The 25,514-nt window shown below is 54.3% G+C and carries 27 protein-coding genes; 8 read left to right on the top strand and 19 right to left on the bottom strand.

The window, feature by feature from the left end; genetic code table 11:
* Nucleotides 1-167 precede the first annotated feature (167 nt).
* Nucleotides 168-794: a LysE family translocator gene (locus tag IMCC3135_RS15470; protein WP_205738063.1), complete on the top strand. Its 627-nt coding sequence runs from the start codon at nucleotides 168-170 to the stop codon at nucleotides 792-794.
* Between the two features lie 41 nt (nucleotides 795-835).
* Here IMCC3135_RS15470 and IMCC3135_RS15465 read toward each other — a convergent pair whose 3' ends face one another.
* The 3 genes from IMCC3135_RS15465 to IMCC3135_RS15455 form a co-directional block, all read right to left on the bottom strand.
* Nucleotides 836-2,281: an NAD-dependent succinate-semialdehyde dehydrogenase gene (locus IMCC3135_RS15465; protein WP_088918448.1), complete on the bottom strand. Its 1,446-nt coding sequence runs from the start codon at nucleotides 2,279-2,281 to the stop codon at nucleotides 836-838.
* Nucleotides 2,282-2,406: 125 nt separating this feature from the next.
* Entirely contained in the window at nucleotides 2,407-3,210 is an 804-nt protein-coding gene (locus IMCC3135_RS15460; protein ID WP_088918447.1) for an HpcH/HpaI aldolase family protein, read from the bottom strand.
* Complete coding sequence (locus tag IMCC3135_RS15455) at nucleotides 3,207-4,478, bottom strand: mandelate racemase/muconate lactonizing enzyme family protein (protein WP_088918446.1); 1,272 nt, start codon at nucleotides 4,476-4,478, stop codon at nucleotides 3,207-3,209. The genes IMCC3135_RS15460 and IMCC3135_RS15455 overlap by 4 nt, the downstream gene beginning before the upstream one ends.
* A 97-nt stretch (nucleotides 4,479-4,575) precedes the next feature.
* Here IMCC3135_RS15455 and IMCC3135_RS15450 point away from each other — a divergent pair, with 97 nt between their 5' ends.
* Nucleotides 4,576-5,367, top strand: coding sequence for an IclR family transcriptional regulator (locus tag IMCC3135_RS15450; protein WP_088918445.1), 792 nt, complete (start codon nucleotides 4,576-4,578; stop codon nucleotides 5,365-5,367).
* Here IMCC3135_RS15450 and IMCC3135_RS35230 read toward each other — a convergent pair.
* From IMCC3135_RS35230 to IMCC3135_RS15415, 8 genes are all read right to left on the bottom strand, one after another.
* The gene (locus IMCC3135_RS35230; protein WP_257790410.1) at nucleotides 5,356-5,490 is read right to left on the bottom strand and encodes a hypothetical protein; all 135 of its coding nucleotides are present in this window, start codon (nucleotides 5,488-5,490) and stop codon (nucleotides 5,356-5,358) included. The two genes, IMCC3135_RS15450 and IMCC3135_RS35230, sit on opposite strands and share 12 nt — an antisense overlap.
* Nucleotides 5,491-5,536: 46 nt before the next feature.
* Complete coding sequence (locus IMCC3135_RS34090; protein WP_157736008.1) at nucleotides 5,537-5,797, bottom strand: cysteine hydrolase family protein; 261 nt, start codon at nucleotides 5,795-5,797, stop codon at nucleotides 5,537-5,539.
* Between the two features lie 3 nt (nucleotides 5,798-5,800).
* Nucleotides 5,801-5,944 (bottom strand): hypothetical protein, encoded by a 144-nt coding sequence (locus IMCC3135_RS15440; protein WP_157736007.1) that lies wholly within the window; start codon nucleotides 5,942-5,944, stop codon nucleotides 5,801-5,803.
* 313 nt (nucleotides 5,945-6,257) lie between these two features.
* A complete protein-coding gene (locus IMCC3135_RS15435; RefSeq protein WP_205738062.1) occupies nucleotides 6,258-7,373 on the bottom strand; it encodes an alpha-hydroxy-acid oxidizing protein in 1,116 nt (371 codons plus the stop codon).
* A 14-nt stretch (nucleotides 7,374-7,387) separates the two neighbouring features.
* Nucleotides 7,388-8,743: a TRAP transporter large permease gene (locus tag IMCC3135_RS15430; protein ID WP_088918442.1), complete on the bottom strand. Its 1,356-nt coding sequence runs from the start codon at nucleotides 8,741-8,743 to the stop codon at nucleotides 7,388-7,390.
* Nucleotides 8,736-9,257: a TRAP transporter small permease gene (locus tag IMCC3135_RS15425; RefSeq protein ID WP_088918441.1), complete on the bottom strand. Its 522-nt coding sequence runs from the start codon at nucleotides 9,255-9,257 to the stop codon at nucleotides 8,736-8,738. The genes IMCC3135_RS15430 and IMCC3135_RS15425 overlap by 8 nt, the downstream gene beginning before the upstream one ends.
* Complete coding sequence (locus IMCC3135_RS15420; protein WP_088918440.1) at nucleotides 9,257-10,297, bottom strand: TRAP transporter substrate-binding protein; 1,041 nt, start codon at nucleotides 10,295-10,297, stop codon at nucleotides 9,257-9,259. Before IMCC3135_RS15420 ends, IMCC3135_RS15425 begins: the two co-directional genes overlap by 1 nt.
* Nucleotides 10,298-10,361: 64 nt before the next feature.
* Complete coding sequence (locus tag IMCC3135_RS15415; RefSeq protein ID WP_088918439.1) at nucleotides 10,362-12,086, bottom strand: thiamine pyrophosphate-requiring protein; 1,725 nt, start codon at nucleotides 12,084-12,086, stop codon at nucleotides 10,362-10,364.
* Nucleotides 12,087-12,317: 231 nt separating this feature from the next.
* Here IMCC3135_RS15415 and IMCC3135_RS15410 point away from each other — a divergent pair, with 231 nt between their 5' ends.
* Both IMCC3135_RS15410 and IMCC3135_RS15405 read left to right on the top strand, forming a co-directional pair.
* Nucleotides 12,318-13,040: an IclR family transcriptional regulator gene (locus tag IMCC3135_RS15410; protein WP_169727467.1), complete on the top strand. Its 723-nt coding sequence runs from the start codon at nucleotides 12,318-12,320 to the stop codon at nucleotides 13,038-13,040.
* An 83-nt stretch (nucleotides 13,041-13,123) separates the two neighbouring features.
* Nucleotides 13,124-14,023 (top strand): ketopantoate reductase family protein, encoded by a 900-nt coding sequence (locus tag IMCC3135_RS15405; protein WP_088918437.1) that lies wholly within the window; start codon nucleotides 13,124-13,126, stop codon nucleotides 14,021-14,023.
* A 2-nt stretch (nucleotides 14,024-14,025) separates the two neighbouring features.
* Here IMCC3135_RS15405 and IMCC3135_RS15400 read toward each other — a convergent pair whose 3' ends face one another.
* The 6 genes from IMCC3135_RS15400 to pobA are packed head-to-tail and all read right to left on the bottom strand — an operon-like array spanning nucleotide 14,026 to nucleotide 18,540.
* Nucleotides 14,026-14,850, bottom strand: coding sequence for a 3-oxoadipate:acetyl-CoA acetyltransferase (locus IMCC3135_RS15400; protein ID WP_088918436.1), 825 nt, complete (start codon nucleotides 14,848-14,850; stop codon nucleotides 14,026-14,028).
* Between the two features lie 8 nt (nucleotides 14,851-14,858).
* Nucleotides 14,859-15,473: a protocatechuate 3,4-dioxygenase subunit alpha gene (gene pcaG / locus IMCC3135_RS15395; protein ID WP_088918435.1), complete on the bottom strand. Its 615-nt coding sequence runs from the start codon at nucleotides 15,471-15,473 to the stop codon at nucleotides 14,859-14,861.
* Between the two features lie 2 nt (nucleotides 15,474-15,475).
* Nucleotides 15,476-16,213 carry a protocatechuate 3,4-dioxygenase subunit beta gene (gene pcaH, locus IMCC3135_RS15390; RefSeq protein ID WP_088918434.1) on the bottom strand — a complete coding sequence of 246 codons (738 nt, stop codon included), beginning with the start codon at nucleotides 16,211-16,213 and terminating at the stop codon, nucleotides 15,476-15,478.
* Nucleotides 16,210-16,590 carry a 4-carboxymuconolactone decarboxylase gene (gene pcaC / locus IMCC3135_RS15385; protein ID WP_088918433.1) on the bottom strand — a complete coding sequence of 127 codons (381 nt, stop codon included), beginning with the start codon at nucleotides 16,588-16,590 and terminating at the stop codon, nucleotides 16,210-16,212. Before pcaC ends, pcaH begins: the two co-directional genes overlap by 4 nt.
* Nucleotides 16,583-17,371 (bottom strand): 3-oxoadipate enol-lactonase, encoded by a 789-nt coding sequence (pcaD, locus tag IMCC3135_RS15380; RefSeq protein ID WP_088918432.1) that lies wholly within the window; start codon nucleotides 17,369-17,371, stop codon nucleotides 16,583-16,585. The genes pcaC and pcaD overlap by 8 nt, the downstream gene beginning before the upstream one ends.
* Nucleotides 17,371-18,540 (bottom strand): 4-hydroxybenzoate 3-monooxygenase, encoded by a 1,170-nt coding sequence (gene pobA / locus IMCC3135_RS15375; RefSeq protein ID WP_088918431.1) that lies wholly within the window; start codon nucleotides 18,538-18,540, stop codon nucleotides 17,371-17,373. Before pobA ends, pcaD begins: the two co-directional genes overlap by 1 nt.
* Before the next feature lie 83 nt (nucleotides 18,541-18,623).
* Between pobA and pcaQ the strand changes: the two genes are divergently transcribed.
* Nucleotides 18,624-19,565, top strand: a complete 942-nt coding sequence (gene pcaQ / locus IMCC3135_RS15370) for a pca operon transcription factor PcaQ (RefSeq protein WP_088918430.1) — start codon at nucleotides 18,624-18,626, stop codon at nucleotides 19,563-19,565.
* 34 nt (nucleotides 19,566-19,599) lie between these two features.
* Here the strand turns inward: pcaQ and IMCC3135_RS15365 are convergent, their stop codons facing one another.
* Nucleotides 19,600-20,661, bottom strand: coding sequence for a 3-carboxy-cis,cis-muconate cycloisomerase (locus IMCC3135_RS15365; protein WP_088918429.1), 1,062 nt, complete (start codon nucleotides 20,659-20,661; stop codon nucleotides 19,600-19,602).
* A 114-nt stretch (nucleotides 20,662-20,775) separates the two neighbouring features.
* The gene (locus tag IMCC3135_RS15360) at nucleotides 20,776-21,639 is read right to left on the bottom strand and encodes an AraC family transcriptional regulator (protein ID WP_157736006.1); all 864 of its coding nucleotides are present in this window, start codon (nucleotides 21,637-21,639) and stop codon (nucleotides 20,776-20,778) included.
* Between the two features lie 118 nt (nucleotides 21,640-21,757).
* Here IMCC3135_RS15360 and IMCC3135_RS15355 point away from each other — a divergent pair, with 118 nt between their 5' ends.
* The 3 genes from IMCC3135_RS15355 (at nucleotide 21,758) to IMCC3135_RS15345 (ending at nucleotide 25,492) form a co-directional block, all read left to right on the top strand.
* Complete coding sequence (locus IMCC3135_RS15355; RefSeq protein ID WP_205738061.1) at nucleotides 21,758-23,158, top strand: aldehyde dehydrogenase family protein; 1,401 nt, start codon at nucleotides 21,758-21,760, stop codon at nucleotides 23,156-23,158.
* A gap of 90 nt (nucleotides 23,159-23,248) precedes the next feature.
* Nucleotides 23,249-24,034: a coniferyl-alcohol dehydrogenase gene (locus IMCC3135_RS15350; protein WP_088918427.1), complete on the top strand. Its 786-nt coding sequence runs from the start codon at nucleotides 23,249-23,251 to the stop codon at nucleotides 24,032-24,034.
* A 12-nt stretch (nucleotides 24,035-24,046) separates the two neighbouring features.
* The gene (locus IMCC3135_RS15345; protein WP_088918426.1) at nucleotides 24,047-25,492 is read left to right on the top strand and encodes an aldehyde dehydrogenase; all 1,446 of its coding nucleotides are present in this window, start codon (nucleotides 24,047-24,049) and stop codon (nucleotides 25,490-25,492) included.
* The last annotated feature ends 22 nt before the right edge of the window (nucleotides 25,493-25,514 follow it).

The following is a 25,514-nucleotide window of genomic DNA, read 5'->3' as shown; positions in this document are numbered from 1 at the left end:
ATCCCGATCCCGGCATGCAACGAAAATTCTCCGATGTAAAGCTTGCATTCATATAGATCAATACGACAGAATCGCGCCTGATCGCGTAACCGTTTGCTGGCTGACCTTTGAAAGGATCTGCGCGCCCTGCTTTTGACCAATCTTTGAGAATTACACATATGGACCCAATGACTTGGCTGATGTTTGCGCTCGCCATGTTGGTACTGACAGCATCACCAGGACCCAGCGTGCTACTGGGCATTAGCAAGGCGATAACCATAGGCATGGAAGCAGCTCTTTATGCTGTCATTGGTAGCACCTGCGCGATCGTCTGCATAATCACCCTGTCGTTCAGTGGCCTTGGGCTAATCCTGGCCAGCTCCGAACTGGCATTCAGTACCGTCAAGTGGTGTGGTGCGGCGTATCTGATCTATCTGGGATTACGTGCGCTGATGACTAAAACGATTGATTCTGACGGTCGTACAGACACCGCTGCGCCTTCCACTGATTCGCCATCACGCTGGAGTCACTGGCTCAGTGGCTTTCTGGTGGGTGCCAGTAATCCCAAATCCATCGTCTTCTTTACAGCGCTCTTTCCTCAGTTCATCGATACCAATGGTCATATGTTCACGCAGTACTGCCTGTTCGTAATAACCTTTGTAGTTATCGAGATGAGCTTGCTTATGCTGTACGCCAGTTTCGGACATCGCACATCACAGTGGTGGCAGCAACCGGGTCGTCTGCAATGGTTCAACAAGGCAACCGGCGGCTTGTTTATCGGCGCCGGCGTATTGCTGGCTGCCAGTGCCCGATAAGCCGAAGCGGTCTGAAAACAGTAGCAGGGACAATGGCTGTATCAAACGATTGCTTCGTTGACAATACGTGTCGTCAAGAACGCCGCCAACCCCTCTGGGCCACCGTCGGATCCCCAGCCACTCCAACCTAATCCAACAAACGGCATTTCCGGCGCAGCAACCTGAAGTGTATTGATTGCCGTCATACCCGCCTGCATTTCTTCTCCGATCCGGCGGATCAATTTCTGATCAGATGTAAAGGCATAAGCAGCCAAGCCATACGGCAAACGGTTCGCAATCTCAAAGGCTTCATCGGCGGTGGTAAATGACACAATCGGAGCAATAGGACCAAACGGCTCATCTATCAGGATTTGGGCATTCTCGGGAACATCCTCCAGGATCGTCGGTGCAAAGTAATATCCATCGCTCTCGGGAATCGTTCCAGCCCAGGCGACCTTTGCACCTTTAGAAAGGGCATCGTCCACCAGAAGAGTGCATTGCTCCACTCTGCGAGCATTCGCTAGCGGCCCCATTGTCGTGGTTTCATCCGAACCGGGGCCCACACGAACGGAGCCGGCTTGTTCAATCACTTTTCCAACGAATGTATTGTGGATACTGCTATGGACAAGGAACCGCGACGGTGCGACGCAAACTTGTCCGCCATTGCGAAACTTCCCGGCAATCAGCAGTTTCGCTGCAAGATCTATATCGGCATCCTTGAAAACGATGAACGGCGCATGACCGCCTAGTTCCATCGTTGTGCGCAAGAGATTTTCTGAAGCAAGCTTGATGAGTTGCCTACCCACCGCAACGCTGCCAGTAAATGTCAGCTTACGTGGTATGGATGAAGCACAAAGATGCCGAGAAATTACGTCCGGCGAACCATAAACGACATTCAACACGCCGTCGGGCAACCCGGCATCGCGAAACGCTCCTGCGATTCTGGCTCCGGTTACCGGCGTTTCCTCTGAAGGCTTGATGATAATCGAACATCCGGCAGCAATCGCTGCTGCGACTTTCCGCATGAAGTTCACAGCTGGAAAATTCCATGCAACAAAGGCTATGACTGGCCCAACAGGTTCCTGAACCACACGTTGCGCCAGACCCGGAGTCGCCGATGGGACTGTGCGCCCATAGATTCGCTTGGCTTCTTCGGCATAAAACCTAAGTATCTCAACCGATGTTGCAACTTCGACTCTTGACTCCGCCAGAGGCTTGCCGGATTCACGAGTTAGATCGACAGCAATCTCTTCCGCGCGCTCCAGAATCAAATCGCCCGCCCGCAATAAAATATCTTGTCTTTTTCGCGCAGATACAATCCGCCAGGCCTTGAAAGCATCGAACGACGAAGTGAGTGCGTGATCGAGATCTTCTGCTCCCGCCTCGTTGAAGGAGGCAAAAGCCAGCCCCGTGGCCGGATCGATCACATCGATTTTTTGCTCGCCGCTCCCATCCTGAAACTTGCCATCAATGAACTGGCATTCGATTGAATTAATTGTATCTATCATCTGCTCTTTTTGTCAGTTGTATTCAGCGGGGATGGGGCTGCGTACCAAACATTCAAATCGACGAAATGGTCGAGAATCAAAACAGAAATGATTTCAAACCACTGTCGATCGGAAATGATGTTTAGTTACGCCTCCTTGGCTGTATTCGCCTCGGACAGAGAGACGAAACGTGCTGCGATCCCGTCAGCTGCGTTAAAAATAATCGCACCGTCTGTCGCGACCGACACAAAATCAAATCCGAACTGGATAAACCGTTCTGCCGCCTCGGCGTTAGGAGCAAGAATACCAACGGTTTTTCCAGCCTTGTGCAGAAGGCGGCACTTCGCCTCCATGGCCTCCAGAACATCCTGGTGTGTCGGGTTGCCGCGATGTCCCATCAACGTCGATAGGTCACCCGGCCCAAAAAACACCGCATCAACGCCCTCGACTGCAGCAATATCTTCAGCAACATCCAAGGCTGTGGGGGTTTCAATCTGTACTATCAGGAAACGTTCATCGTTTGCCCGATCAATGTAATCGCGGATGCGGCCATACCTGCTGGCACGATGCATCATGGCTATACCACGATGGCCTTGCGGTGCATATCGTGTGGCGGCAACTGCGGCCTTGGCCTCCTCAACCGACTGAACAAACGGCAGCATCAAGGTCTGGGCTCCGATATCAAGGTACTTTTTTATCATGACCGGATCATTCCATGGCAAACGCACAATGGGAGCCGTGTCCGATCCAGCGATGGCCCGCAAGTGAGACAGAGTATCTCCAAGGTCCGTGGGCGCGTGTTCGTTATCGATCAACATCCAGTCGAATCCTGAATGTGCCAGACCTTCGACAACATTAGATGAATTGAGAACTGACCAGATCCCGACCAAGGGACGCCCCTGCTTAGCCAAGGCGGTTCTGAAAGGATTTGTCGGAAAAACATGTGTCATTGTGAAACCTCATAATGCGATGTCAAAAAGGGAGTAATCGCAGCAGGAAGGAAGGTGATTCCCATCCCGGGCGATGTGTCTATTTGGCGGGTGCCATTCGTGATTTGAGACCCATCAAGGCCATCAAAAGCGCTTCGTAGGACGCTGTCATTTACATCTGTCTCAAGCCATCCCCCAGCGCAAGCCGCCAGAACATGGGCAGAAGCCATCAGACCAACACCACCGCCGAGAAAATGAGGACAATATGTTTTACCCTGCGCTTTTGCCGCGAACCCTACTGCCAAACACCCGGAGACGCCGCCCCATTTGGCTACATCCGGTTGGATAATAGACAGAACACGCTCGTCGATTGCCTGTTCAAACGCTGCGAAACCCGCAAGGTTTTCACCCCCCGCAAGGGGCGTATCAGTTACCGTCGCCAGATCACGCCATTGGGCCGGATTCGCGTCAACGGGCATTGGCTCTTCGATCCAACCAAGCCCGAGCGATTGGGTCGCATGAGCAAAATTTCGAGCCTGATCAAAATTCCACGCCTGGTTTGCATCTACCATCAAGGTTTCACCCTTGCGCAGCGTTTCGACCAGTCGCGTCAGCTTTGCGGGTTCCGCGTCAGTGTCGAAACCGACCTTGACCTTAAAGCGAGTGAATCCGACTTGCCGGGCAGCGGCGATCATCTCATCCGCACTGTCGATGTGAATCCCGCTGGCGTAGACAGGCACCGCTGGGGCCGTATCGGCGGCGAGATACCGTGCCAATGACATATCGGCCTTGCGCGCAAACAGGTCATTGATGGCGATATCCAGCCCCGCAATGGCTTGTTGAAACGGCCCGAACTCCCCCGCTTGAAGCGCCACCAGCCGAGTCGTCAAAACAAGATAGTCGAACATCTCAGTTGGGGACGAAATCTCCCGCCCCAGCAACAACCACGCTAGATCCTCTGCAAGCAATCGAGCTCGATTCTCCGGAGCGGCGACGGGCCAGTTGGCAAAGATTTCACCAAAACCAAAACAACCATCGCGATCTTCAATCCGCACCAGAACACACCGACGGTCCGTCATCCTTCCAAAGGAGGTGGCAACCACCCGCTCGATCGGTTCACGGAAAGACCAGACATCGATCTTGCTTATTTTCACGGACGTATCCGTTGCTACAGAACGGTTCATGCCGGCAGCACCCATAACGCCAACGTTGCTTTGAATTGGTTTCCCATGAATCCTCCCAATGGATTTGATTGCCGCGCGCCATCCAAAGCCACGAGGTGATAACATGCGAGTTCCTTATGAAGGAACTCTAGTTCCTCATAAGGGTACGCCACCAAGACCATAAAACCTGTCAATCTGTCTGTCAAGAAATAAGGAAGGAAAAATGCCAAAGCGCGGCGAAGGTACAGTTTCACCATTGACCCGTTCTATTCTTGTACTGGAAGAAGTTGCACGCCATCGCAAAGCATGCTCGTTTACTTCCCTGATGCGAGAACTCAAGTTTCCTAAAAGCACTCTGCATCGGGTTTTGACCTCGTTAACAGATGAATGCTTGCTGGAATTCAATGCGGAAGAAAACGGCTACCGGCTTGGACTGCGGCTGTCCGCCTTATCCTTAAAGGCCGTTCACGGTCTGAAGATCCGTGATGCAGTCAGGCCGGAGATCGAGACACTTGGAGCTTTCGTGAAGGAGAATGTTCTGGTCGGGCAGCGCGACGATACAAAGCTTCTCTATGTTGATCGAGTCGATTCGCAACAAACAATTCAGATGATCTCTCAACTAGGGAACCGAGGTCCACTGCATTGCACCGGGCTGGGTAAGGCAATCCTCGCCTTTACTGAGTCAGAAATCACTGAGGCCCTGATACCACGGATGTCGCTTGATCGCTTTACTGAGAATACGATTTGTGAAACAGACAGATTTTCAGCCGAGCTCGACAAGATCAGACAGCAAGGGTTTGCGATGGATGATTGCGAACACCAGATGGAAATCCACTGCATCGCGGCACCAGTATTCGGCATGAACGGTCACGTTATTGCGGCAATCAGTATTTCAGCGCCGGTATTTCGTGTTTCACGCGACACACTAATCAGCTGGATTCCCAAGTTGCTGGAAACGTCGCAACGAATTTCCCTAAAACTGGGCGACAACAAAGAGACTACCTCACTCAGCTGAGCCTACCAGCACCTCATCGCCTTGAGGCTCGTTTTTAGAGACTTGTTCGAGTTTGAACGGCCCGCCAGTGTCGCGGACTACTGCCGCTGTAAACATCGTCTTGTCATTTGAAAAGCTGGTCATGTCGCTTCCTTGTTATCAATAGTGAACAACTTCACTCAGACTTCCGTCAGAACGTCCGAATAGGGCAAACGTGATTTGGGTAGAGTGGCGTTGAAGTCTTTTTCCGCGTCTCGGTAGCCGAGTGCGACAACAACAATGCTGGTGTATCCCGGCGTTTTTCAAGGTGATCACCCGTTCTGCCGTATTTCACTTCAGTAAAGATGACGGGTATACCGGCTGCTCGCGCCGCCGGTGCCAGCCTGATGGCGTTATCCAGCGCACTATGAAATCGTGCACGTGAATAATTGTCATCAAACTCCTCTGTCATGGCTCAGACCTCACTCGCCTTGGCGTAGTTCTGCTTGAATACCGGCGCAATCGGTGGTTCAAAACCGGTCTCGGCCAGACAGCGCCCCTTGAGCTCTTCGACGGACTCGAACCCACGGTTGAACGTGACCGATGATACTGGCGGCAATATCCTGATTGCTTTGCTCGCGCACAGCACTTTGCAGATGAGCTGTGGGGAAATAGAACACATTAGTACGTCATTTGGCACTTTCTGGGAGTTGCATGAAGGCGGCGTACGATATCCGATAGCGGCGCAATACTCGCATCTTCAACTTGTGATGGTGTGCATCTAACGCGTCTCTGTCGCCGAGCATTTCAGGACGATCCATAAAACTCCATTGTTGAAATCAAAAACCACTATCTATAGAGACTGTGTTGGCTTCAAACTGCGCTCGTCCACACTGACTATCGATGTTTGAAATTCCAAGCGCGAACGGTTTTTAATGCGCAGCAAGCAGCGCCTCGGGGCCAATCTCGCTCACCCGTGGATAACCGGTCAGAGCAAGCGTTGTATCAATTTCGGAGGCGATCATTTTGATAACGTCGCAAACGCCTGCTTCTCCATCGGCTGCCAGGCCATAAAGAGTTGCACGACCCAGCAGGCACAGTTGCGCACCGGCAGCCATCCCCTTGACTACATCAGCCCCTGAGCGAATGCCACTGTCGAGCAATAGTGGCATTTTGCACTTACCGGCGACTGCCCGCAGTGTGTCAATAGGCGCTGCGACATCCTCGAGCTGACGACCACCGTGGTTGGAAAGTATGACCGCATCGGCACCGGCCCTCTCCGCCAGCCCCACCTCTGCCAGGGAATTCAATCCCTTGAGAATGAGTTTGTGCGGCCAGGCATTTCGCAATTGTGCAAAGGCGGCCCAGTCAAAACTTGCATCCATCTGGCGATTCATCAGTGCGGCCTGAGACGATGCATCTGTCGCTTGTGCTGTAGCAAAGTTTGCAAGCTCTGGTAGACCGTGACGTATTTGTGAAGCAGACCAGAGCGGATGTAATGCCGCATCAAGAGCGATACGCGGTGAAAGCCTGAACGGCACTTTGAATCCTGATCGCATATCGCGCTCACGCTTACCGTTGACGGCCACATCCACGGTAAGAATCAGTGTGGTGTAACCGGCATCGAGCGCTCGTTTCACAAAGAGCATCCCCTGCTCTCGGTGCAGTACGTATAGCTGAAACCACTTTTCGCCATCCGATGCTGTAGCCACCTCCTCGATGGTCGAGGTGGAGGCCGTGGATAAGCAAAACGGGATGCCATGACGGGCGGCTGCCCGTGCCAGCATGAGATCACCCCCGGGACGAAGCACCCCATTGATGCCGGTGGGTGCGATGGCGAGCGGTAACGGATAACGCTTGCCAAACAGACTCGCTGAGGCATCACGATGGCTCACGTCAGTCAGACGCCGTGCTTCGAATAGATGCTTGGAGAACGCTTCACGGTTGCGCGAAAGACCTCGCTCGCCTGCCGCACCACCTTCCAGATAATCGAATACCATTCGGGGCAAGCGGCGTCTGGCACGACGACGAAAATCTTCAATTTTCACGCAGCTACTCATTCCTATTGTAAAGCGTGCGGAAGCCAGAGCGCGATCGCAGGAAAGGCGACCAGCAGGCTGATACGAACTATTTCAGCCCCGAAAAATGGCAGAACGCCTTTGAATGTTTCGATCATGGGGACGTCTTTGGCCAGCGACGAAATCACAAAAACGTTCATCCCGACTGGGGGTGTGATGAGACCAAGTTCAACGACAATGAGCGCAAGAATGCCAAACCAGACTTTCAGATCCTCCGTACTCATGCCGTAGCCGGCTCCATCTGCCATCTGGTAGATGCCGCCATTGACTTCAACAAGCACAGGCCAGAAAAACGGAATCACCAACAGAATCATCGATAAGGAATCCATCAGGCATCCCAACACGATGAGGGCAACCAGTAACAGGACAAGAATCATCATTGGGGCCAGACCAGAGCTAGCCACCCACAGAGCCGCCTCCTGTGGCAGACCAGAGCGAGACATGAATATCTTGAGCAATTCTGCCCCCAACAGGATCAGATAGATCATGCCCGTGGTTGATGCTGTCTCTAGTAGCGCTTCGCGCATGCTCGTCCAGTCGAGTGTGCGCTGAATGAAACCGAAAATAATCACCAGAGCAACACCAACGGCTGCAGCCGGTGTTGGATTGAACAGGCCTGCGTAGATACCGCCGATCACCAATCCGAAGATGATCAAAACGGGGATCATGCCGACAGTGGCTTCGGTGAACTCCCGGCGTTCCGGCATGCCACCTTTTGGTCCGGCCTCAGGATAGATAGCCACATAGATGGCAATCGTCAGAAGGAACAGAATAACCGCCAGGATGCCGGGAATGAAGGCCGCCATGAACATCGTGACGATATTGGCCTCGACGATAATCGAATAGATGATGAGTACCACCGAGGGCGGGATTAGAATGCCAAGCACACCACCTGCTGCAAGCGTTCCTGTCGCAAGCGCACCCGAGTAGTTGTATCGGCGCAGCTCTGGCAAGGCGACTTTACCCATGGTAGAGGCCGTCGCCAGGGACGAGCCGCAGACCGCACCGAATCCAGCGCAGCCTGCAATTGCCGCCATCGCCGTGCCTCCGGGCAACCAACCGAGCCAGGCGTTAGCAGCCCGAAACAGCGCCTTGGATAATCCTGTTTTGGATGCAATCGCCCCCATGAGCACGAACATGGGAACAACCGACAGATCATAGACAGAGAACTGTCCATAGGCGAGAGTCTTGAGTTGGCTCAGCACCAACGTAGGACCATTGATAATCATCGTGCCAATAGCACCCACAAGCATCATCGCGTAGGCAATGGGCATACGCACGGCAATCAGCGCAACAAGGACCACAAAACCACCAAGGCCTAGCATCATGGCTTCAGACATGAGGGCGACCTTTCTTCACGATGTATCCTTCTTCTACAATGGTGGTCATGGCTGCCAGCGCGAGTAGCGCGAGAGAGATCAGAATTGGCAAAAAGGCGATCCACTGAGGAACTTGCAGGATGGCCGTCATATAGTCATACGTCTTCTGGTCAAGCATCCCGAAATACATGCGCCAGATAAGAAGTACGCTGAATACAAGTGCGACAACAGCCCCCAGAAGCGTTAGAAAGGCAATCCAGCGCGGTGAAGCACGCGATGTGAAGATGTCGGCTGTAACATTCGCCCCCGTCACCTGACAGTAAGGCAGGAAGGCGAATGCGGCGATAGCAACTCCCATCTCGGTCAACTCAAAGTCACCGGGAAAGGGTCGTCCAAATACCGACCCGATTACCGAGAGCATGTTGATCGCGATCACCGCAAGCAACACGGCGCCACCCAACAATGCCCAGATGCTGACAATGTGGCGAGCAGCAACGGTAAACCCGTTACTGCCGTTATGTGCCACGTGTGCCATTAACGTGTTGAATGGGCTTGAGTGGCGGCACGAGCCTTTTCAACCAATGCGGCCCCGTCGATCCCCTTGGCGTCTACCTCCTCTATCCAGCGATCAACCACCGGTAGCAGCGCCTTATCGAAGGCTGCGGTCTCCTCCTCGGTCAGCATGATGTGTTCATTGCCGCTGTCGACCGCCATCTTGATGCCAAAATCATCGGCTTCACGCCAGATTTCACCGACCTTCTCCGGCCAGTCGCCACCAGATGCTGAACGGAACGCCTGTTGAATTTCTTCAGGAAGGCCATCCCAACGCGCCTGGTTCATGGACACCTGAAACACAGTGTTGCCGAAGCGGGCTTCATCTGCGCCTTCGATCTGATATTGAGTCTGCTCCTGGATCTTGAGCGGAGGAATGATTTCCCACGGAATGAATGCGCCATCCACTACGCCTTTTTGCAAGGCTGGTGGAAGCTCAGGCACGGGCATTGCGGCCGGTGATGCACCCAGTGCCTCTATGATCCATCCGCCTGTCCGAGTGGGAATACGCATTTTTTTGCCAGCCATATCAGCAGGACTGCGTACTGCGGTATCGCGCATATGGATGCCCTGGCCTGCGTGGACATGCAGGAACATGACTTCAACACCCTTGTATTCTTCCTTCAGATCGCTCTCGAAAATGTCGGCCAATGCCATGTTGGTTGCGGCCGGATCGTTTGTGTAGACAGTCGGTAGTTCGAATACTTCGGTTCGCGGGAAAAGGCCTGGTGTGTAGCCGTTTACCGTCCAGACCAGATCTACTACGCCGTCACGCACCTGTGAGATCAGCTCCGGAGGGCGCCCACCCAGGGTCATCGATGGAAATATTTCAATATGGACCTTACCGCCCGAAGCCTCGGCGACAGCATCTGCCCAAGGCTGCAACATCTTTGTTTGAGCAGGTGCGTTGGCACCCAGAAACTGGTGAAGCTTGAATTCATGATCGGCGGCCAGCGCACCTTGTGCGCCGAATGCGGCCAGACCAAGCACCATGGCGGCGATAGTCGTTCTTCGAGTCATCATGTATTGTTCTCCCTACACATGCTTAATGGATCAAGGCGAAAAGCCCTGGCGGTCAAGATTCTTTTTAGTGTGCGGCTGCCGGCTCTATCGCGATATTGAGTAGTACATGCCGCTTCTCTTCGGTGGCCACGCGAATCGCACGATCAAGTGCGTCGGGCAGGTCTGCGCCTTGTGTCACCGTCTCGGTATAAGCGCGGCTCGCCTCGGCGGTGCGCGTGAAGTCGGGGCTGGGTTTGAGTGAAGTCAACGGCACCTGATTGGATTTGACCGCATGACCTTTACTGTACAACCCTTCCACAGAGCTGCGGACAGCGCCCCATTCCTCATTGTTCAATACCAGCACGATGACAGGCAATTCCATCGCCTCGGCGATCTGATGGCAGACGGTGGGGTTGGCGAACATATAGCTGCCGTCGCCCATTGTGGCGAAAATCAAACGCTCTCTATCCGCAAGTTGTGCGCCGAGCGCAGCGGGGAATCCCCAGCCAAGGCCACCCGAATGAGGTTCTTGAAAATAGCTCAGATGCTGATCAAGATCGAGCGGCAGTAGCGGGCACCCTAGTTCGTGAAACACTGACGCCTTACGTCCTTTTATCGCACGCCCCAGACACAGGCTGACCCACTCCTTGCTCATTGGACCGAGACGGCCACTCTCTGCAGCTTTGAACACGGCTTCGCGGTTTTCATGTGATAGCGCGGTAATTTTCTCACGGCGGGTTGCAATCAACGACTCGTCGCGCTGACAGCTTGACATCGTCTCGATCAGCGCATGAATACTGGGTGCGGTTTCCCCGACCAATGTTACATCAGCGCGAAAGTTGCGCACGGGAGTTCGGGTGAACAGCGGATCCGGGCCTAGGTGGATCACACGCACATTCTGCTGCAGTGTCACCTTGTCGGGCCACCAGGGTGCAAGACTATTGATTACCAGAATTACATCAGCCTGTGCTAACAGCGCCTCAGGAGCCACGCCAACTTGCATCGGATTTGACACCGCAATTGACAACTGGTTAGCCCAGTAGTGCGACAACGGTATTGCCCAGTCCTGTACAAATTCTGCCAATGCATTGAATGCAGATTCACTACCTGCACCACGCTGACTGATGATGAGAGGTGTTTTGGCCCCTGCCAGTAATTCGGCGGCTCGTTTGAGCGACACAGGATCCGGTGCGGCCACAACTGGTGCCATGATCGAGGACTGATCCAACCCTTCGCGGGGAGTCTGTCCGCACAGCACTTCACGTGGCAAGCTCAGGTAGATCGGCCCCTTAGGGGTGGAATTTGCGATCGCCCAGCCTCGATCAAAGAGCTCAGAGACCTGCTCGGGAAAGCGCAATTCATAGTCCCATTTCGAAGCCTCACGTACCAAAGCTGTCTGGTCGAACATTTCCTGACCCCAGCCAATCGGCACGGTACGCGCGCCAAAACGGTCCTTTTCCATGACGGGAGTGCGCCCGGACATCAGCATCATCGGGATGTGATCACACGATGCGTTGATCGCACCCGTCGCGCCGTTGGAAAGACCTACGTTCGTGTGCAGCATGACGGCCTGCATGCGCCCTGAAATCTGGAAAAAACCATGCGCCATACTCACAGCAGCCATTTCATGTGGCACCGTCACAGGAACTGGCAGGTCTACTCCGCTGTGCGTGGCTTCAATCAGGCCTTCGATAATGGGAGGAAAATCGGTACCCGAATTGGCAAAAACATAGTCGACGCCAAGAGCCTTGAGCTTACCGAATATCGCGCCACCAGCCGTTATCGAGTCGTTCTTGTCATCCTCTGGCATTGCGCCTCAACCTGTTTAAGAAGTGTGTAGATACTGAGTGGAGATAACTGAAAGCATCCTATGCACCGACTACCTATGACCGGACAGCACTGCAGCATGGTTCAACTTTCGCTCGTGATATCTTATATAATAATATATATATCTCAAAAAAAAAGTATCCAATATTCACGTACTTCTGTCAAGTTACTGCTTCGTCCAATAAACCCATTGCCGCCCCTGAAAGGAAAACGCATGAGTACACCTCTGAACGGCTCCATATTGAAGGCCTTTAGCATCCTGCGCCTGATCACAAAAGAACGACCGGACATCTCCGCAAAGACGGTTGCCTCCGAGTTGGGAATGACACATGCGACAGCGCACAGACTGCTGCTCAGTCTGGAAGAGGCAGGCGCTGTTGTCACTTATCGCAGAGGCAGTTTCTCGCTCGGACCTGTGATGGAGGAGCTGGGCTCTGTGGCCAAGGCCTCGAACCGGATCGCCGCACGCATCAGCCCGCTCATTGAGGAGCTGGCGCTTGGTCTGAACGAGTCGGTCATGGTCAGCCGCCTGGGACGAAGCGGTCCGACCTGTATTGCAGTTGCCGCATCCAGTCGTTCAATATCAGTCAACATCAGCGTTGGAACGGTTTTACCGATGGCATCATCGGCGCAGGGCAAGCTGTGGCTGGCAGGCATGGAGTCTGCGCAGCGAGCCCAGTGGTTGCAAGATGGCCAGACAAGTGAATCGCTGGATCTGGATCAAATCGAGACCTGCGGATATGCGTGCAACCGGGGTGAGAACGAACCTGATATCGGCGCATTGTCAGTTCCCGTAAAGAGTGCCAGTGGCGAGATTGTATTTACGCTGAGCACATTTGGCATGCTCCATCGCTTCGATGACCCGATGGTGGTGCGTAGCCTCCCGGTACTTCTGGCGATGGCAGAACGAATCAAGGCCTTACTGGTAAGGGCTTGACGACGCCCAACCTTCTTGAACAGCCACTCTTGTGCCAAGTCCGGGAGTGCTCCAATGTCTATTCGCAGAGAGAAAATTCAGTGATGAAAATTGCCATTTTAGGTGCCGGTGCATTGGGATCGGTCATGGGTGCAACGCTCTACAAGGCCGGGTTTGACGTGACCTTGCTAGACAAGAACATCGCCCACCTTGCCGCAATCCGCGATAGTGGCTTACGTGTCGACTGGGATGATTGCACTGAGCACCTGATGATCCCCGCGATGGAACCTGAGCAGTCCTCTCAAGTGGATGTGGTAATCCTGTTAACCAAGACACTGCACTCGCACTCAGCCCTGCAAAGCATCAAAGCGATAATCGATGCAGGCGCCTGCGTGCTGACCTTGCAAAACGGTTTGGGCAATATTGAAAGGTTACTGTCAATGGTCCCCGCAGCGCAGATTTTGTTTGGCTGCACGATGACGCCTGGTGATTTGATCGGACCGGGTCACGTGGCAAGCCATGGCATGGCCTACACGCCGTTCAACGCGCTTGAGGACAACGGCCCCGCCGCCGCGCTGGCAGGTTCACTGGCGAGAGGCGGCATGGAGCAAACAACCTCCGCTCTGTCGCAAGTCTGGCAAAAAGCTGCTTTTAACTGTGCAATGAATGCAACTGCTGCACTTGGCGAGGGCACAGTGGGTGATATCGCAAACTTCATAGGTCAGGAATTGGCCGACAGTATTGCAGCAGAAGTTCTGCTTCTTGGACAGACGGAAGGGATAGAAACGGATAGAACGGCGGTTGCCAGACAGATAGAATTCGCGCTTGGCGCCCATGGTGCGCACAAGCCTTCGATGCTGCAAGATATCGAGGCAGGACGACGCACTGAGATTGATGCACTCAACGGTTATGTCGCAACGCGCGGTGCCGAATTGTCCGTCGACGTACCCCTCAACACCCTGCTTGCCGGCCTGGTAAAAATGAAAGAAGGAAAAACAGCCTGAATTTACTGCAAATTCAGGATATCCCGTGCTTGTTGCCATGTGGCGACGGGGCGTTCATGTTTTTCGCATAGATCGACCGCTCGACGAACCAGCGCGGCGTTGGACGGCGCCAGGGTGTCGCGGTCCAATCGCACGTTGTCTTCCAGTCCCGTTCGGGTGTGTCCACCCTTCGCAATCGACCATTCATTGATCTTCAGCTGTGCCGGTCCGATTCCTGCTGCACACCATTGTGCATCAGGTGCAAGGCGTTTCAGTGTTTCGATGTAGAAGTCGAAAATAGGCTCATCGGCAGGCATCGAATTCTTCACACCCATAACGAACTGCACATAAAGTGGCCCCTTCAGACGCCCGTCGGCGGCCATCCGCGTTGCCTGAACGATATGACCCAGATCGAACGCTTCGATCTCGGGTTTAACGTCATGGGTGATCATTTCGGAGGCCAACCAGTCCACCAGGTCAGGGCTGTTCTCGTAGACACGCGTGGGGAAATTGTTGGAACCCACGGACAAGGATGCCATATCCGGCGACAACGACAGCATTCCTCCGCGCTCCTTTCCGGCACCAGAACGCCCACCCGTGGAAAGTTGCACGATCATGCCAGGGCAATGCTTTTCCAGCCCCTCCTTGAGCCGGGCAAAACGATCCGGATCAGACGTCGGTTTGCCTGCCTCGTCGCGCACATGGCAGTGGGCGATTGATGCCCCAGCCTCAAAGGCCTCCTGCGTGCTTTCAATTTGTTCGGATATCGTGATAGGCACTGCCGGATTGTTTTCTTTTGTCGGGAGAGATCCGGTGATGGCGACGCAGATAATGCATGGATTGCTCATTGAGGACCTCATATGTCAAAGAAGATGGTCTCGTTGGGACCTTGTAGATAGATGTCGAACCGGTACGCGCCCTCACCAGTCTTTTTTGCCAGCAAGGTAGGAATACGGCTTGGATGTTCAATGCGACTCAGAATCGGATCCGCCGCATTGGAATCGACTTCATCCTCAAAGTAGATACGGGTATGCAGGCCGATGTTGATGCCACGTGCGACAACCCATGCGGTGATATGTGGCGCTTGCATCCGCCCATCAGGATAAGGTACCGCACCAGGTTTTACCGTATGAAACGCAAACTCACCTGTGCTCGAGTCTCCCGGTGAACGGCCCCATCCGGTGAAGTTCGGATCGGGCTGACCACGGGTTTCATTAGCCGACGGGAACAGACCTGCTGCATCAGGTTGCCAGATTTCAATCATCGCATCGCGCAACGGCGTATTCATGCCGTCATAAACGATACCGGTGATCGTAATCTCCTGCCCTTGTACAGGGCCCGTCTTCATGTGCGTACCGAGGTCTCCACCGTAAGCATCAATACCCGTAAAGTTCGGCATGCATCCGATATGTACATAGGGCCCGGCAGTCTGACTAGGACTCTCGCGCAGGTATTCAAGTTTTTGCACCATGATCAAAGACCCTCTTTTCGGTTTTCGAAGTATGTCTGGCGTTGGCCGCGCAGCACGATGTCGAATTTGAAAGCACGGCTGTCCATAGGAACCGTCCGGTGCATGTCCAGCAGCGCCGTCAACGCGTCGATAGCTTTCTGGTTGTTGAGTGCTCCCGCAATGGGGCAAAGCTTGATGTGCGGGTCTCCTTCAAAATACATCTGAGTGATCAGCCGTTGCGCAAAACCATGCCCGAAAAGCGAAAAATGTATATGTGCCGGACGCCAATCATTCATGCCATTAGGCCAAGGATATGGACCCGGCTGAACAGTGCGGAATTCATAAGATCCGTCCTCAGCCGTAATCGTCCGCCCACATCCCCCGAAGTTCGGATCAAGCGCTGCAAGGTAGCTTTCTTTCTTGTGGCGATAACGTCCACCTGCGTTGGCCTGCCAGAATTCCACCAAAGCCCCCGGCACCCCACGCCCCATCTCGTCCAGCACACGCCCATATACGATAATACGCGGGCCAATAGCGCTTTCCCCTGCATGCGCGTAGTTCAATATCAGATCGTTATCGAGCTCGCCGATCAGATTGTGTCCGAAAACAGGAGAGGTTTCTTCGCTCAACGTCGTCGGAAATGACAGCAACGCGGCCTGCGGACTACGTTTTATGCTGGTTTTGTAAGTCGGGGTCAGCGCATCAGGCTGCCAGCTACGATCACGCGGAACAAATCCGCCAGTCTGTTTGATCAGGCTCATACTTCGACTCCCATTTCCTTGAATGTTTCCTTGGCAAGTTTGATGGCATGGTTCGCCTTGGGTACTCCAGCATAGACCGCCACATGCATGAATGCCTGCAGGATTTCATCAGGACGTGCTCCGGTATTGCGGCTGGCGCGGATATGCATCGGGATTTCTTCAAAATTCCCCATCGCAGCCAGCAGTGCCAGTGTCAGCAGGGAACGGTCACGCCGTGAGATCGTATCGTCCGCCCACAATGTGCCCCAGGCACCTTCCGTGATCATGCGTTGGAACGGCTCATCAAAGCCTGACTTGTTGGCTTCGGTGCGATCAACATGGGCATCGCCCAGCACCTCCCGACGAATGGCCATACCGGTGTCAAAACGATCAGGCATTTGCATGCTCCTTTAGAAATGGCGATAAAATGGCCGCATAGTCGCAAGGCTTCTCAACGCAGGGAAGATGTCCTGCGCCAGAGATGACATGGCATGCCGCGCCCTCAATCAGCTTGCACGTCGCTGCAACAAGATCAGGTGGACTGGCCCCGTCTTCAGACCCTGCAATGCCAAGCGTTGGCAGGCGCAGTGTGCCGGTCGATGCGCTCAAATCGGCATCTGCCAGTGCAGCGCAGCACCCCAGATATCCTGCCTGCGGCGTGCGTGTAAGCATGGCGCGCCAGGCAGATATCTGCGGTGATTCACGGAACTCTGCTCCAAACCAGCGATCCAGAATCGCATCAGCCGAACCCTCTATCCCGCCTTGCATTATCTGCGCTATTCGTGCATCCCACATCTCGGCAGTGCCCATGCGGGCAGCGGTGTTTGACAAGACCAGTGCTTTGACCAGATCGGGCCGCGATGCAGCAAGCCCCTGGCCGATCATGCCGCCGATCGACAAGCCGACAAAAATGACAGGGCCCACTTGCAACTCATCAATCAGCGCCCCTGCATCTGCGGTGAGCAACTCCATCGAATACGGCCCATCACTCGCCTGTGTCAGGCCATGACCACGCACGTCATAGCGCAAATAACGGTACTCCTTAGGCAGCAATGGCAGAAGCTCGTCCCACATCCTCAGATCAGTGCCAAGAGAATTGGCGAAGATGACCGGCATTCCATCCGGGTTCCCGTCTTCACGCCAATGCATCGCAATGCCGTTTGCCTTGAGCACCTTCATCAGTACGGCAACCCGACGTAATTTTCCGCCATCGCTTGTTGTGCAGCCTTGTTTGATCGCAAGAACTCGAGTTCGGCGACTTGTATTTTCAGATCAAACTCAGACTGGTCAGGGTAGCGGTGCATGAGTGACGAGAACCACCAGGAAAATCGCTCGGCCTTCCATACCCTTTTCAAGGCTTTCTCTGAATAGGTATCGATGCCTTCTTCTGAGCCTTTTTCATAAAATTCCCGCAATCCATTATAGAGATAGTGTACGTCCGAAGCGGCGGTGTTCAGCCCCTTGGCACCCGTGGGCGGTACAATGTGCGCAGCATCGCCACACAGGAACAGCCGGCCCCATCGCATGGGTTCGGTCACAAACGATCGCAATGGTGCAATCGATTTTTCAATGGAAGGACCTGTCACCAACTTGTCGGCCTGCTCTTTTGGAATGCGGCGCTTTAATTCTTCCCAGAATGCCTCATCCGTCCAATCGCCGGGACTGTCGCTCAGCGAACACTGGATGTAATATCGGCTGAGATTACTGTTGCGCATGGAACACAGGGCAAAGCCACGATTGGAGTTTGCATAGATGAGCTCGTGATTGACGGGCGGTGTCTCACTCAGGATGCCCAACCAGCCGAATGGATATATTTTTTCGTATTCGCGCCGTACATCCAGCGGGATGCTCTGGCGGCTGACGCCGTGGAACCCGTCGCATCCTGCCACGAAATCGCAATCAAGGCGACGCGCTTCGCCGTCAACCGTGTAATAGACATGCGGAAGGTCGGTGTTCGCGCCGTGAATAACGACATCTTCAACTTCAAACTCAATCTTGCCGTTCGCTTTTTCACGGGCTTCGTACAGATCGCGAGTCACTTCTGTCTGACCGTAAACCATGACAGGCTTGCCGGTGTGCTCGGAAAAATCGACGCGGAATATCTCATTGCCATAGGAAATAAGTGTGCCGTCATGGGTCAGGCCTTCGGCATGCATCCGCTCTGCACAACCCGCCTCTTCCATCAGTTTGACAAGACCCTGCTCAAGCACTCCAGCCCGAATACGGCCCAGCACGTAGTCCTTTGTCTTGCGCTCCAGAACCACGCTATCAATCCCGCGGGTGTGCAGAAGCTGTGAGAGGAGCAGGCCAGCAGGACCTCCGCCAATGATTGCCACTTGTGTCTTCATGGGTCTCTCCAAGACTATTGCGTCTACTTTAATACACCGTAAACTGTATTGAAATTGAGAAATCAGACCAGTTAGTTGCCCATATGGAAAGTAATAAACTTCGCCAGATCAAGATGCGGCACCTATCCGCATTCGTGGAAACAGTACGATGCGGCAGCTTGAAAGCCGCCTCTGAGCGTACCTTTCTGACACAGCCCGCCATCTCCAAAACCTTGAAAGACCTTGAAACCATCCTGGAGGTCGCTTTGATGCATCGAGACCGCGGCGGTATCGAATTAACTCGTGAGGGCGCCGTTTTTCAGCATTTCGCCGAACAGAGTCTGGCCGCCCTGAGCCATGGTCTGGCCAGTCTGGACGCACTGTCAGCAGGCACCTCATCACCCCTGCGCATTGGCGCGTTGCCAAGTGTTGCAGCTGATTTACTGCCTGACGTGGTTCTTCGATTTTCAGAACTTTCACCTGCCACCCCTGTAACAGTGGAAGACGGCCGTATTGGCGCATTGGTTGATCGCTTGCGTTCCGGTGACCTTGACCTGGTCATCGGACGCATGGGCAGACCTGAGACAATGACTGGCTTATCCTTTACTCAGCTATATTCTGAACAAGTTGTCTTTGCTGTTGCCGCAGATCACCCACTGGCGCATGCAATGGCGCATGAATGCAATCTCGACGCGTTGGGGAGCCACCGCATTCTTTACCCGCCCAAGGGTGCTGCGATCAGGCCTTTGGTAGATCGCTTTTTCATCACCAATGGAATTGGCGACTGGCCCAATCGGCTTGAAACCGTATCCAGCTCTTTTGGGCGTGCGATGACATTGGGACCTGCTGCAGCGATCTGGATTATCAGCAAGGGTGTAGTCGCGCGCGACATTCAGGCAGGACGAATGGTAACGCTGCCTATTGATACGAAAACAATGGCTGGACCCGTCGGCATCCTGGCTCGATCCGAGGAAGATCCGACACCCACAATCCGTCTATTCCGGCAGGCACTTCTGGAATCCAGGAAAAGTGCAGAGATGCGGTGATCAGTTGAAAGGCAGCTATGCAGTTTGTACGCACCTACGCTCCTGATCCGATTTGTCGGATCTGCCTCAAAAGATGATCCGCATTGTTAAGGCTCGCCCCGGTTGATTCAAACATGGCTGGCAATGTCATCCATTCGATGGCCCAGGCAGCCCCTGAGCGTTCCTGTTCATGAATCATGGACTGCGCCAATATGCCCTGATGGCCAGCAACAACACGTGCAGATGCAACCAGTATTTCAGCCCGGATGGGATTTTGCTTGTGCGGCATGGAAGAGGAACCTCCTGCCCCATCGAGCTTTATTTCGTCAATGCCCTGCTGCGCCATCAGCGCAATGTCCTGCCCGACCTTCCCCAACGTTCCGGTAATTTTTGTCAGCCAATGGCCTATATCCAGCATGACAGAGCGATCAGTGTGCCAGACAGGGAATACTCTCAGCTTGAGCAACTCAGCCACGCAGGTAGCGATATTTTCATCGCAGCTGCCGGAGGTTGCGCGAAGTCCGACCGCGCCACCTACCTGCACGATACTGATTCGTTCGATGAGCTCCGGCAATTGATCAAAATGCGCAGCCAGCGGGGTGCGCCAGTCTTCAATCCGGTCACCTGCCATAATGGGTAGTGCTGCCTGCATCCGGGTTCGCCCCATGATGGGGTTATCCGCAAAACGCGTGGCAAGATCATCCAGACATTCCAGCAGTGCCCTGGCGCGCCATTCAAACAGGTTTAATACCGAGCAGGCGGTGAGGATCATGCTCGTATCAATGACGTCCTGACTGGTCGCCCCCGTATGGATCGCGGCCTGAGCTTTTTCGGGCAGCCCCGCTCTGAGTTGCCGCACCAATTCCGGTACAGGCAAACCATCGACCTCAGAGGCTCTGCCCAGAACGTCAATATCAGGCGCAAACGCATCCATTGCCTGCAACGCGATGTCTGCGGCAGCCTCATCAACAGCCCCTGTTGTCTTTAGTGCCTCGGTCCATGCCCGTTCAAATTGCAGCATTCGATCGATAAAAACCGCTCCTGAGAATTCATGGGCGATCTCTGGGTCCTGCAACAGATTACCCATCAGGGCCGTTCGGGTAAAAGCATTGGTCATTGGGGTAGCCTATCGCCAGGTTTTTCAAGCACAAGGATCATGCAGTGTACTTGCCTGAGCTGAGATGTAGCCATCGGCTTATTGACTGGATCACCCTGGCGTTCAAACAGGTACTCAAGGCCAGTCTGCAAAGCCGCGTTTCAACTCCACCAGATCATCGGCATCCGGTGCAGACACTATCGCGCGGTAGGCCCCCGGAGAAATCTCGGTGCGACGTTTGAAGAAGTGGCTGAAACGCGTTGCATCGGCAAAGCCCAGATCTGCGGCAATCTTTTTCAACGGGAAACCGGACATCTCAAGCCGCGCCTTGGCCTCGGCGGTCAGTCGCTCATAAACCAGCTCTGCCGGGCTGCGCCCGGTTTCGCGCTTGCAGATGCGATGCAAGCGATCACGCTCCACACCCAGCTCATCGGCATACCGTGGCACTAGCCAGTGCTCCCTGTAATGCAATTCGACCAGGTGTCGAAACTGGCGCAATATGCTGGTTTGATCAGCACCAGCCTCAGCGGGTTCAGGCCGATAGATTCGCAACGCACTGACGAAGATCAGCCGAAGATAAGCAGCCAGCGACATCGGTGAGCGACGCTCCACATCATGATACTCATCGCCGTACCAATCAAACAGGGCGATGACCTGAGTCAGGTTCTTCGGGTCGGTTACCGACACACAGAATGGATACTCGACTAGCATGCGTAGATGAACCGACTCTGCACGCGCGCCCATGGCATCGAGAATGCAATTGTCACTCAGCCCCAGAATGCGAACACTGCCGCCAGCGCCCAGAGTCAGAACCGGACGCTGCCCTTGTGGCCAATAGCACAAGCCAGGCCCCTTTATACCCTGCCCCTCCACCCCCCAAGACAGCTGCCCCTGTTTCAGAAAAATCAGCGTGGAGAATTCATCAGCGACCCGCAGCCGCAGGGTTCTGTCATGCAGGGCTTCCAATTCATCCTGCACGGTGGTGTATGCGATCGTCATTCGCGGATATCGCCTCCAAATAAACGCAATGAATGCCCAAGTATGAGCATTTAATGCGAAATTGTATCGATCATAATAACCATCAACGGAGTTTGTCATGGCTCGACACCCATCAGACATGCATAAAATTGCAGTAAATCAAGAGACGCATGTGTCCTCTATGGAGCCTGGCGAAACAAGCTGTGATCTGGATCACTGCCAGCATCTGATCGCCAGTGCAGCCGCCGCTTTCCCGGCATGGTCTTCCACCACCTCCCTGTACCGCGCCAGCAAACTGATCGCCTTGTCTCAGGTTATCAAGGCGTGGTCCGACACGTTTTGCGATTCCATGATTCGGGAAATCGGCACCCCCCGAACCTGGGCTGAACACAATGTGGAATTCGCCGTTGAGATGCTCGAAGCGGTGGCCAGTTATGCCGATGAAGTTGATCGCATCGAGACAATTCCCGACGAAAAAGGCGTCATCAGTCGAGCTGAACGAACGCCCTGTGGCGTGTGTCTCGGCATTGCCCCATGGAACGCACCTTTGATTCTTGGTATCCGGGCCATTGCAGCGCCTTTGTTGTGTGGCAATACCGTATTGCTCAAAGGCAACGAAATCGCACCGCAGACCTTCAGGTTGCTCGGCGATGCCATCCGCGAATCAGGACTTCCAGAAGGCGTCGCCGAGGTCTTCCTCACGCGCTCTCAGGATAGCGAACCCATCGTAGAAGCATTAATCAAATCACCAGTTGTTCGCCGAGTCAATTTCACAGGCTCTACCCGTGTGGGTCGACGTGTGGCGGAATTGTGCGCCAGTCATTTGAAGCGTTCACTACTGGAACTCGGCGGTCAAGCCACCATGGTGGTACTGGAGGATGCGGATCTGGAAGCGGCATCAGAGGCAGCTCTGCGTGGCGCCTATCTGAATCAGGGCCAGATCTGTATGTCCACCGAACGCCTGATCGTGGCCGATTCCGTTGCTGACGCACTGATCAAACGCATCGAAGCCGGTCGTGCACAAATGGTCGTGGGGAATCCGAAGGCAGCTGATACACAAATTGGTCCCGTCATTAGTCTTGAGGCGGCGGACAGGCTGTCTGGATTGATCAACGATGCTGTATCCAAGGGCGCCAACCTCGTTGGAGGAGGAGGTATTCGCGATGCGTTCGTGGAACCCACTTTGCTCGACCGTGTCGAGCCTGACATGCGCGTCTACAATGAAGAAGTCTTCGGCCCGCTGTTATCGATTACGCGGGTGGCGAACGATCAGGAGGCCATCACCATAGCCAATGACAGTGAATACGGCCTGGCAGTGGCCATATTCAGTCGCGATGTTTCCAGAGCCCTCGCCGTTGCCGGAAAGTTGCACAGCGGCATTTGCCATATCAACCGGGCAACCGTGGATGACAACCCGCATGCCCCTTTTGGCGGCGTGAAATCCAGCGGCTACGGCCGCTTTGGCGGACGCTGGGCACTGCATGAATTTACTGAACTGAGATGGATCACCCTCTCGGAAACAGACAATAGCCGCGCCTGAAAACACCAGAGTATTGCAGGCACGGCCCCGACTCTATCGACTGTCAACTCACATACCAAATCATTTATAGTTTCAATCAGGGAGATACAAATGCTACAGGGTAAGAACATTGTCATTACCGGTGCCGCCTCAGGTATCGGCAAACGTACGGCCGAACTGGCGCTGTCCATGGGGGCCAATGTCTACGGTGTGGACAGGAATCAGCCCGATCAGCTCAGCGGTCAATTTTTGCAAGCAGACCTGGGCACACAACAAGGCGTCGATGCGCTCATTGAGCAGTTGCCCAAGGGTATCGATGCACTGGCCAATGTTGCGGGCCTGTCCGGCACCGCAGGCGTTGCTCCAACGCTTGCCGTCAATTTCCTGGGCTTACGTGCGCTGTCACTGGGGCTTGCGCCGAAGATGAACCAATATGCCTCTGTAATCAATGTCGCCTCCGTTGCAGGCTTTGGCTGGCGAATGAATCTGCAACGCGCCAAAGCTGCCGTGGCCGTTCAAGGATTTCCGGACCCAGCCACTTTTGCCTCTGATCATGGTGTCACGGATGAAATCGCCTACCCGACCTCCAAGGAGTTCCTGCTGCTCTGGAGCTATCAGGCCGCTCACAACCCCGTTTTCAAGGATCGCAACATACGCGTCAATGCTGTCAGCCCTGGTCCCGTGGAAACACCGATACTCACGCAATTCCGCTCGGTACTGGGCGACGAACGGGTGAACAGTGACATTGACAAGGTAGGTCGAGCTGGCACCGCCAATGATATTGCCCCCTCTATCCTCTTTCTGGCATCAGATGGTTCTCGTTGGGTCAACGGTAGCAACCTTGCCTGCGATGGCGGGCTCGAAGCCGCAATTCTTGCCGATGTAATGGAATTCTAAAAGGAGACAAACATGAACACTTCTCTATTGATCGCAGGCCAGGACATGCCCGCAACTAACAACCAAACCTATCAACGGCATGATCCAGTCACCGGTGAGGTTGCCACCACTGCAGCTGCAGCCAGTGTTGAAGACGCACTGAAAGCCGCTCGAGCGGCAGCTGCGGCCTATCCCGCCTGGTCGGCCACCGGGCCAAGTGAGCGTCGTGCTTTGCTGATGAAAGCTGCTGACGCTCTGGAGGCGAGTACGGATCGGATTATTCAGTGCATGATCACCGAAACCGGATCCACCGGGCCCTGGGCCGGTTTCAACTGTATGTTAGGTGCTGGAATTCTGCGAGAAGCAGCTGCCATGACGACGCAGATAACCGGTGAAATCATCCCTGCCAACAAGCCCGGCACTTTGTCCATGGCGCAACGCAAGTCGCTTGGCGTTTGTCTGGGAATTGCCCCTTGGAACGCCCCTGTGATCCTTGGCGTACGTGCTGTTGCCATGGCCATCGCCTGTGGTAACACTGCCATTTTGAAATCATCAGAACTCTGCCCAGCCACTCATCTGGCCATCGGCGAGGCCTTCAGAGAAGCTGGCTTTCCCGAGGGTGTCATGAACGTTATCAGCAATGATCCTGCAGATGCGGCAGAGATTGTCGCGGCATTGATTGCGGCACCTGAGGTACGGCACATCAACTTCACAGGCTCCACCAGTGTTGGCCGCATCATCGCTGTAAAGGCGGCAGAACAACTGAAACCGGTATTGCTGGAATTGGGTGGCAAGGCCCCTCTGGTCATTCTCGACGATGCCGACGTACAGGCCGCCGTCAATGGCGCAGCCTTCGGCTCATTCATGAACCAGGGCCAGATTTGCATGTCCACTGAACGTGTCATTGTGCAAGAGGGTATTGCCGATGAATTCATTGCAGCCTTTGCTGCCAAGGCCAATGCCCTGCCAGCGGGAAATCCTCGCGAAAAGGTGGTTCTGGGTTCTCTGGTTACATCGGCTGCCGCGGAAAAAATGGACGCCCTGATCGCCGATGCCATTGCCAAAGGCGGTAAAGTCATTGCCGGCGGCAAACGCAACGGCACCATCGTAGAGGCAACCTTGATCGACAATGTCACACCAGACATGAGAATCTATTCAGAAGAAAGTTTCGGGCCGGTCAAGCCAATCATCCGAGTCAGCAGCGATCAGGAAGCCATTGACGTAGCCAACGATACAGCCTACGGATTGTCGGCGGCTGTCTATAGCAACAACATCCAGCGAGCATTGGCGGTTGCCGACCAGATAGAGAGCGGGATATGCCACATCAATGGTCCCACTGTTGCCGATGAAGCCCAGATGCCTTTCGGAGGAGTGAAAGACAGTGGTTACGGACGTTTTGGAGGCAAGGCCGCCATTGATGCCTTCACTTCGGTACGCTGGGTAACCATTGAAGATCCGCATCAGCACTTTCCTTTCTGAGCTTTATACCCCCTTTCACCGA

This window comes from Granulosicoccus antarcticus IMCC3135, assembly GCF_002215215.1.
GTDB lineage: Bacteria > Pseudomonadota > Gammaproteobacteria > Granulosicoccales > Granulosicoccaceae > Granulosicoccus > Granulosicoccus antarcticus.
The sequence above is the reverse complement of the archived record's forward strand: the minus strand, read 5'-3'. Positions and strand labels throughout refer to the sequence as shown.

Coding starts and splice junctions, on each gene's coding strand:
- IMCC3135_RS15470 (WP_205738063.1), top strand. CDS start 168: ATGACTTGGCTGATGTTTGCGCTCGCCATGTTGGTACTGACAGCATCA.
- IMCC3135_RS15465 (WP_088918448.1), bottom strand. CDS start 2,281: ATGATAGATACAATTAATTCAATCGAATGCCAGTTCATTGATGGCAAG.
- IMCC3135_RS15460 (WP_088918447.1), bottom strand. CDS start 3,210: ATGACACATGTTTTTCCGACAAATCCTTTCAGAACCGCCTTGGCTAAG.
- IMCC3135_RS15455 (WP_088918446.1), bottom strand. CDS start 4,478: ATGTTATCACCTCGTGGCTTTGGATGGCGCGCGGCAATCAAATCCATT.
- IMCC3135_RS15450 (WP_088918445.1), top strand. CDS start 4,576: ATGCCAAAGCGCGGCGAAGGTACAGTTTCACCATTGACCCGTTCTATT.
- IMCC3135_RS35230 (WP_257790410.1), bottom strand. CDS start 5,490: ATGACCAGCTTTTCAAATGACAAGACGATGTTTACAGCGGCAGTAGTC.
- IMCC3135_RS34090 (WP_157736008.1), bottom strand. CDS start 5,797: ATGACAGAGGAGTTTGATGACAATTATTCACGTGCACGATTTCATAGT.
- IMCC3135_RS15430 (WP_088918442.1), bottom strand. CDS start 8,743: ATGTCTGAAGCCATGATGCTAGGCCTTGGTGGTTTTGTGGTCCTTGTT.
- IMCC3135_RS15425 (WP_088918441.1), bottom strand. CDS start 9,257: ATGGCACACGTGGCACATAACGGCAGTAACGGGTTTACCGTTGCTGCT.
- IMCC3135_RS15420 (WP_088918440.1), bottom strand. CDS start 10,297: ATGATGACTCGAAGAACGACTATCGCCGCCATGGTGCTTGGTCTGGCC.
- IMCC3135_RS15415 (WP_088918439.1), bottom strand. CDS start 12,086: ATGCCAGAGGATGACAAGAACGACTCGATAACGGCTGGTGGCGCGATA.
- IMCC3135_RS15410 (WP_169727467.1), top strand. CDS start 12,318: ATGAGTACACCTCTGAACGGCTCCATATTGAAGGCCTTTAGCATCCTG.
- IMCC3135_RS15405 (WP_088918437.1), top strand. CDS start 13,124: ATGAAAATTGCCATTTTAGGTGCCGGTGCATTGGGATCGGTCATGGGT.
- IMCC3135_RS15400 (WP_088918436.1), bottom strand. CDS start 14,850: ATGAGCAATCCATGCATTATCTGCGTCGCCATCACCGGATCTCTCCCG.
- pcaG (WP_088918435.1), bottom strand. CDS start 15,473: ATGGTGCAAAAACTTGAATACCTGCGCGAGAGTCCTAGTCAGACTGCC.
- pcaH (WP_088918434.1), bottom strand. CDS start 16,213: ATGAGCCTGATCAAACAGACTGGCGGATTTGTTCCGCGTGATCGTAGC.
- pcaC (WP_088918433.1), bottom strand. CDS start 16,590: ATGCCTGATCGTTTTGACACCGGTATGGCCATTCGTCGGGAGGTGCTG.
- pcaD (WP_088918432.1), bottom strand. CDS start 17,371: ATGAAGGTGCTCAAGGCAAACGGCATTGCGATGCATTGGCGTGAAGAC.
- pobA (WP_088918431.1), bottom strand. CDS start 18,540: ATGAAGACACAAGTGGCAATCATTGGCGGAGGTCCTGCTGGCCTGCTC.
- pcaQ (WP_088918430.1), top strand. CDS start 18,624: ATGGAAAGTAATAAACTTCGCCAGATCAAGATGCGGCACCTATCCGCA.
- IMCC3135_RS15365 (WP_088918429.1), bottom strand. CDS start 20,661: ATGACCAATGCTTTTACCCGAACGGCCCTGATGGGTAATCTGTTGCAG.
- IMCC3135_RS15360 (WP_157736006.1), bottom strand. CDS start 21,639: ATGACGATCGCATACACCACCGTGCAGGATGAATTGGAAGCCCTGCAT.
- IMCC3135_RS15355 (WP_205738061.1), top strand. CDS start 21,758: ATGCATAAAATTGCAGTAAATCAAGAGACGCATGTGTCCTCTATGGAG.
- IMCC3135_RS15350 (WP_088918427.1), top strand. CDS start 23,249: ATGCTACAGGGTAAGAACATTGTCATTACCGGTGCCGCCTCAGGTATC.
- IMCC3135_RS15345 (WP_088918426.1), top strand. CDS start 24,047: ATGAACACTTCTCTATTGATCGCAGGCCAGGACATGCCCGCAACTAAC.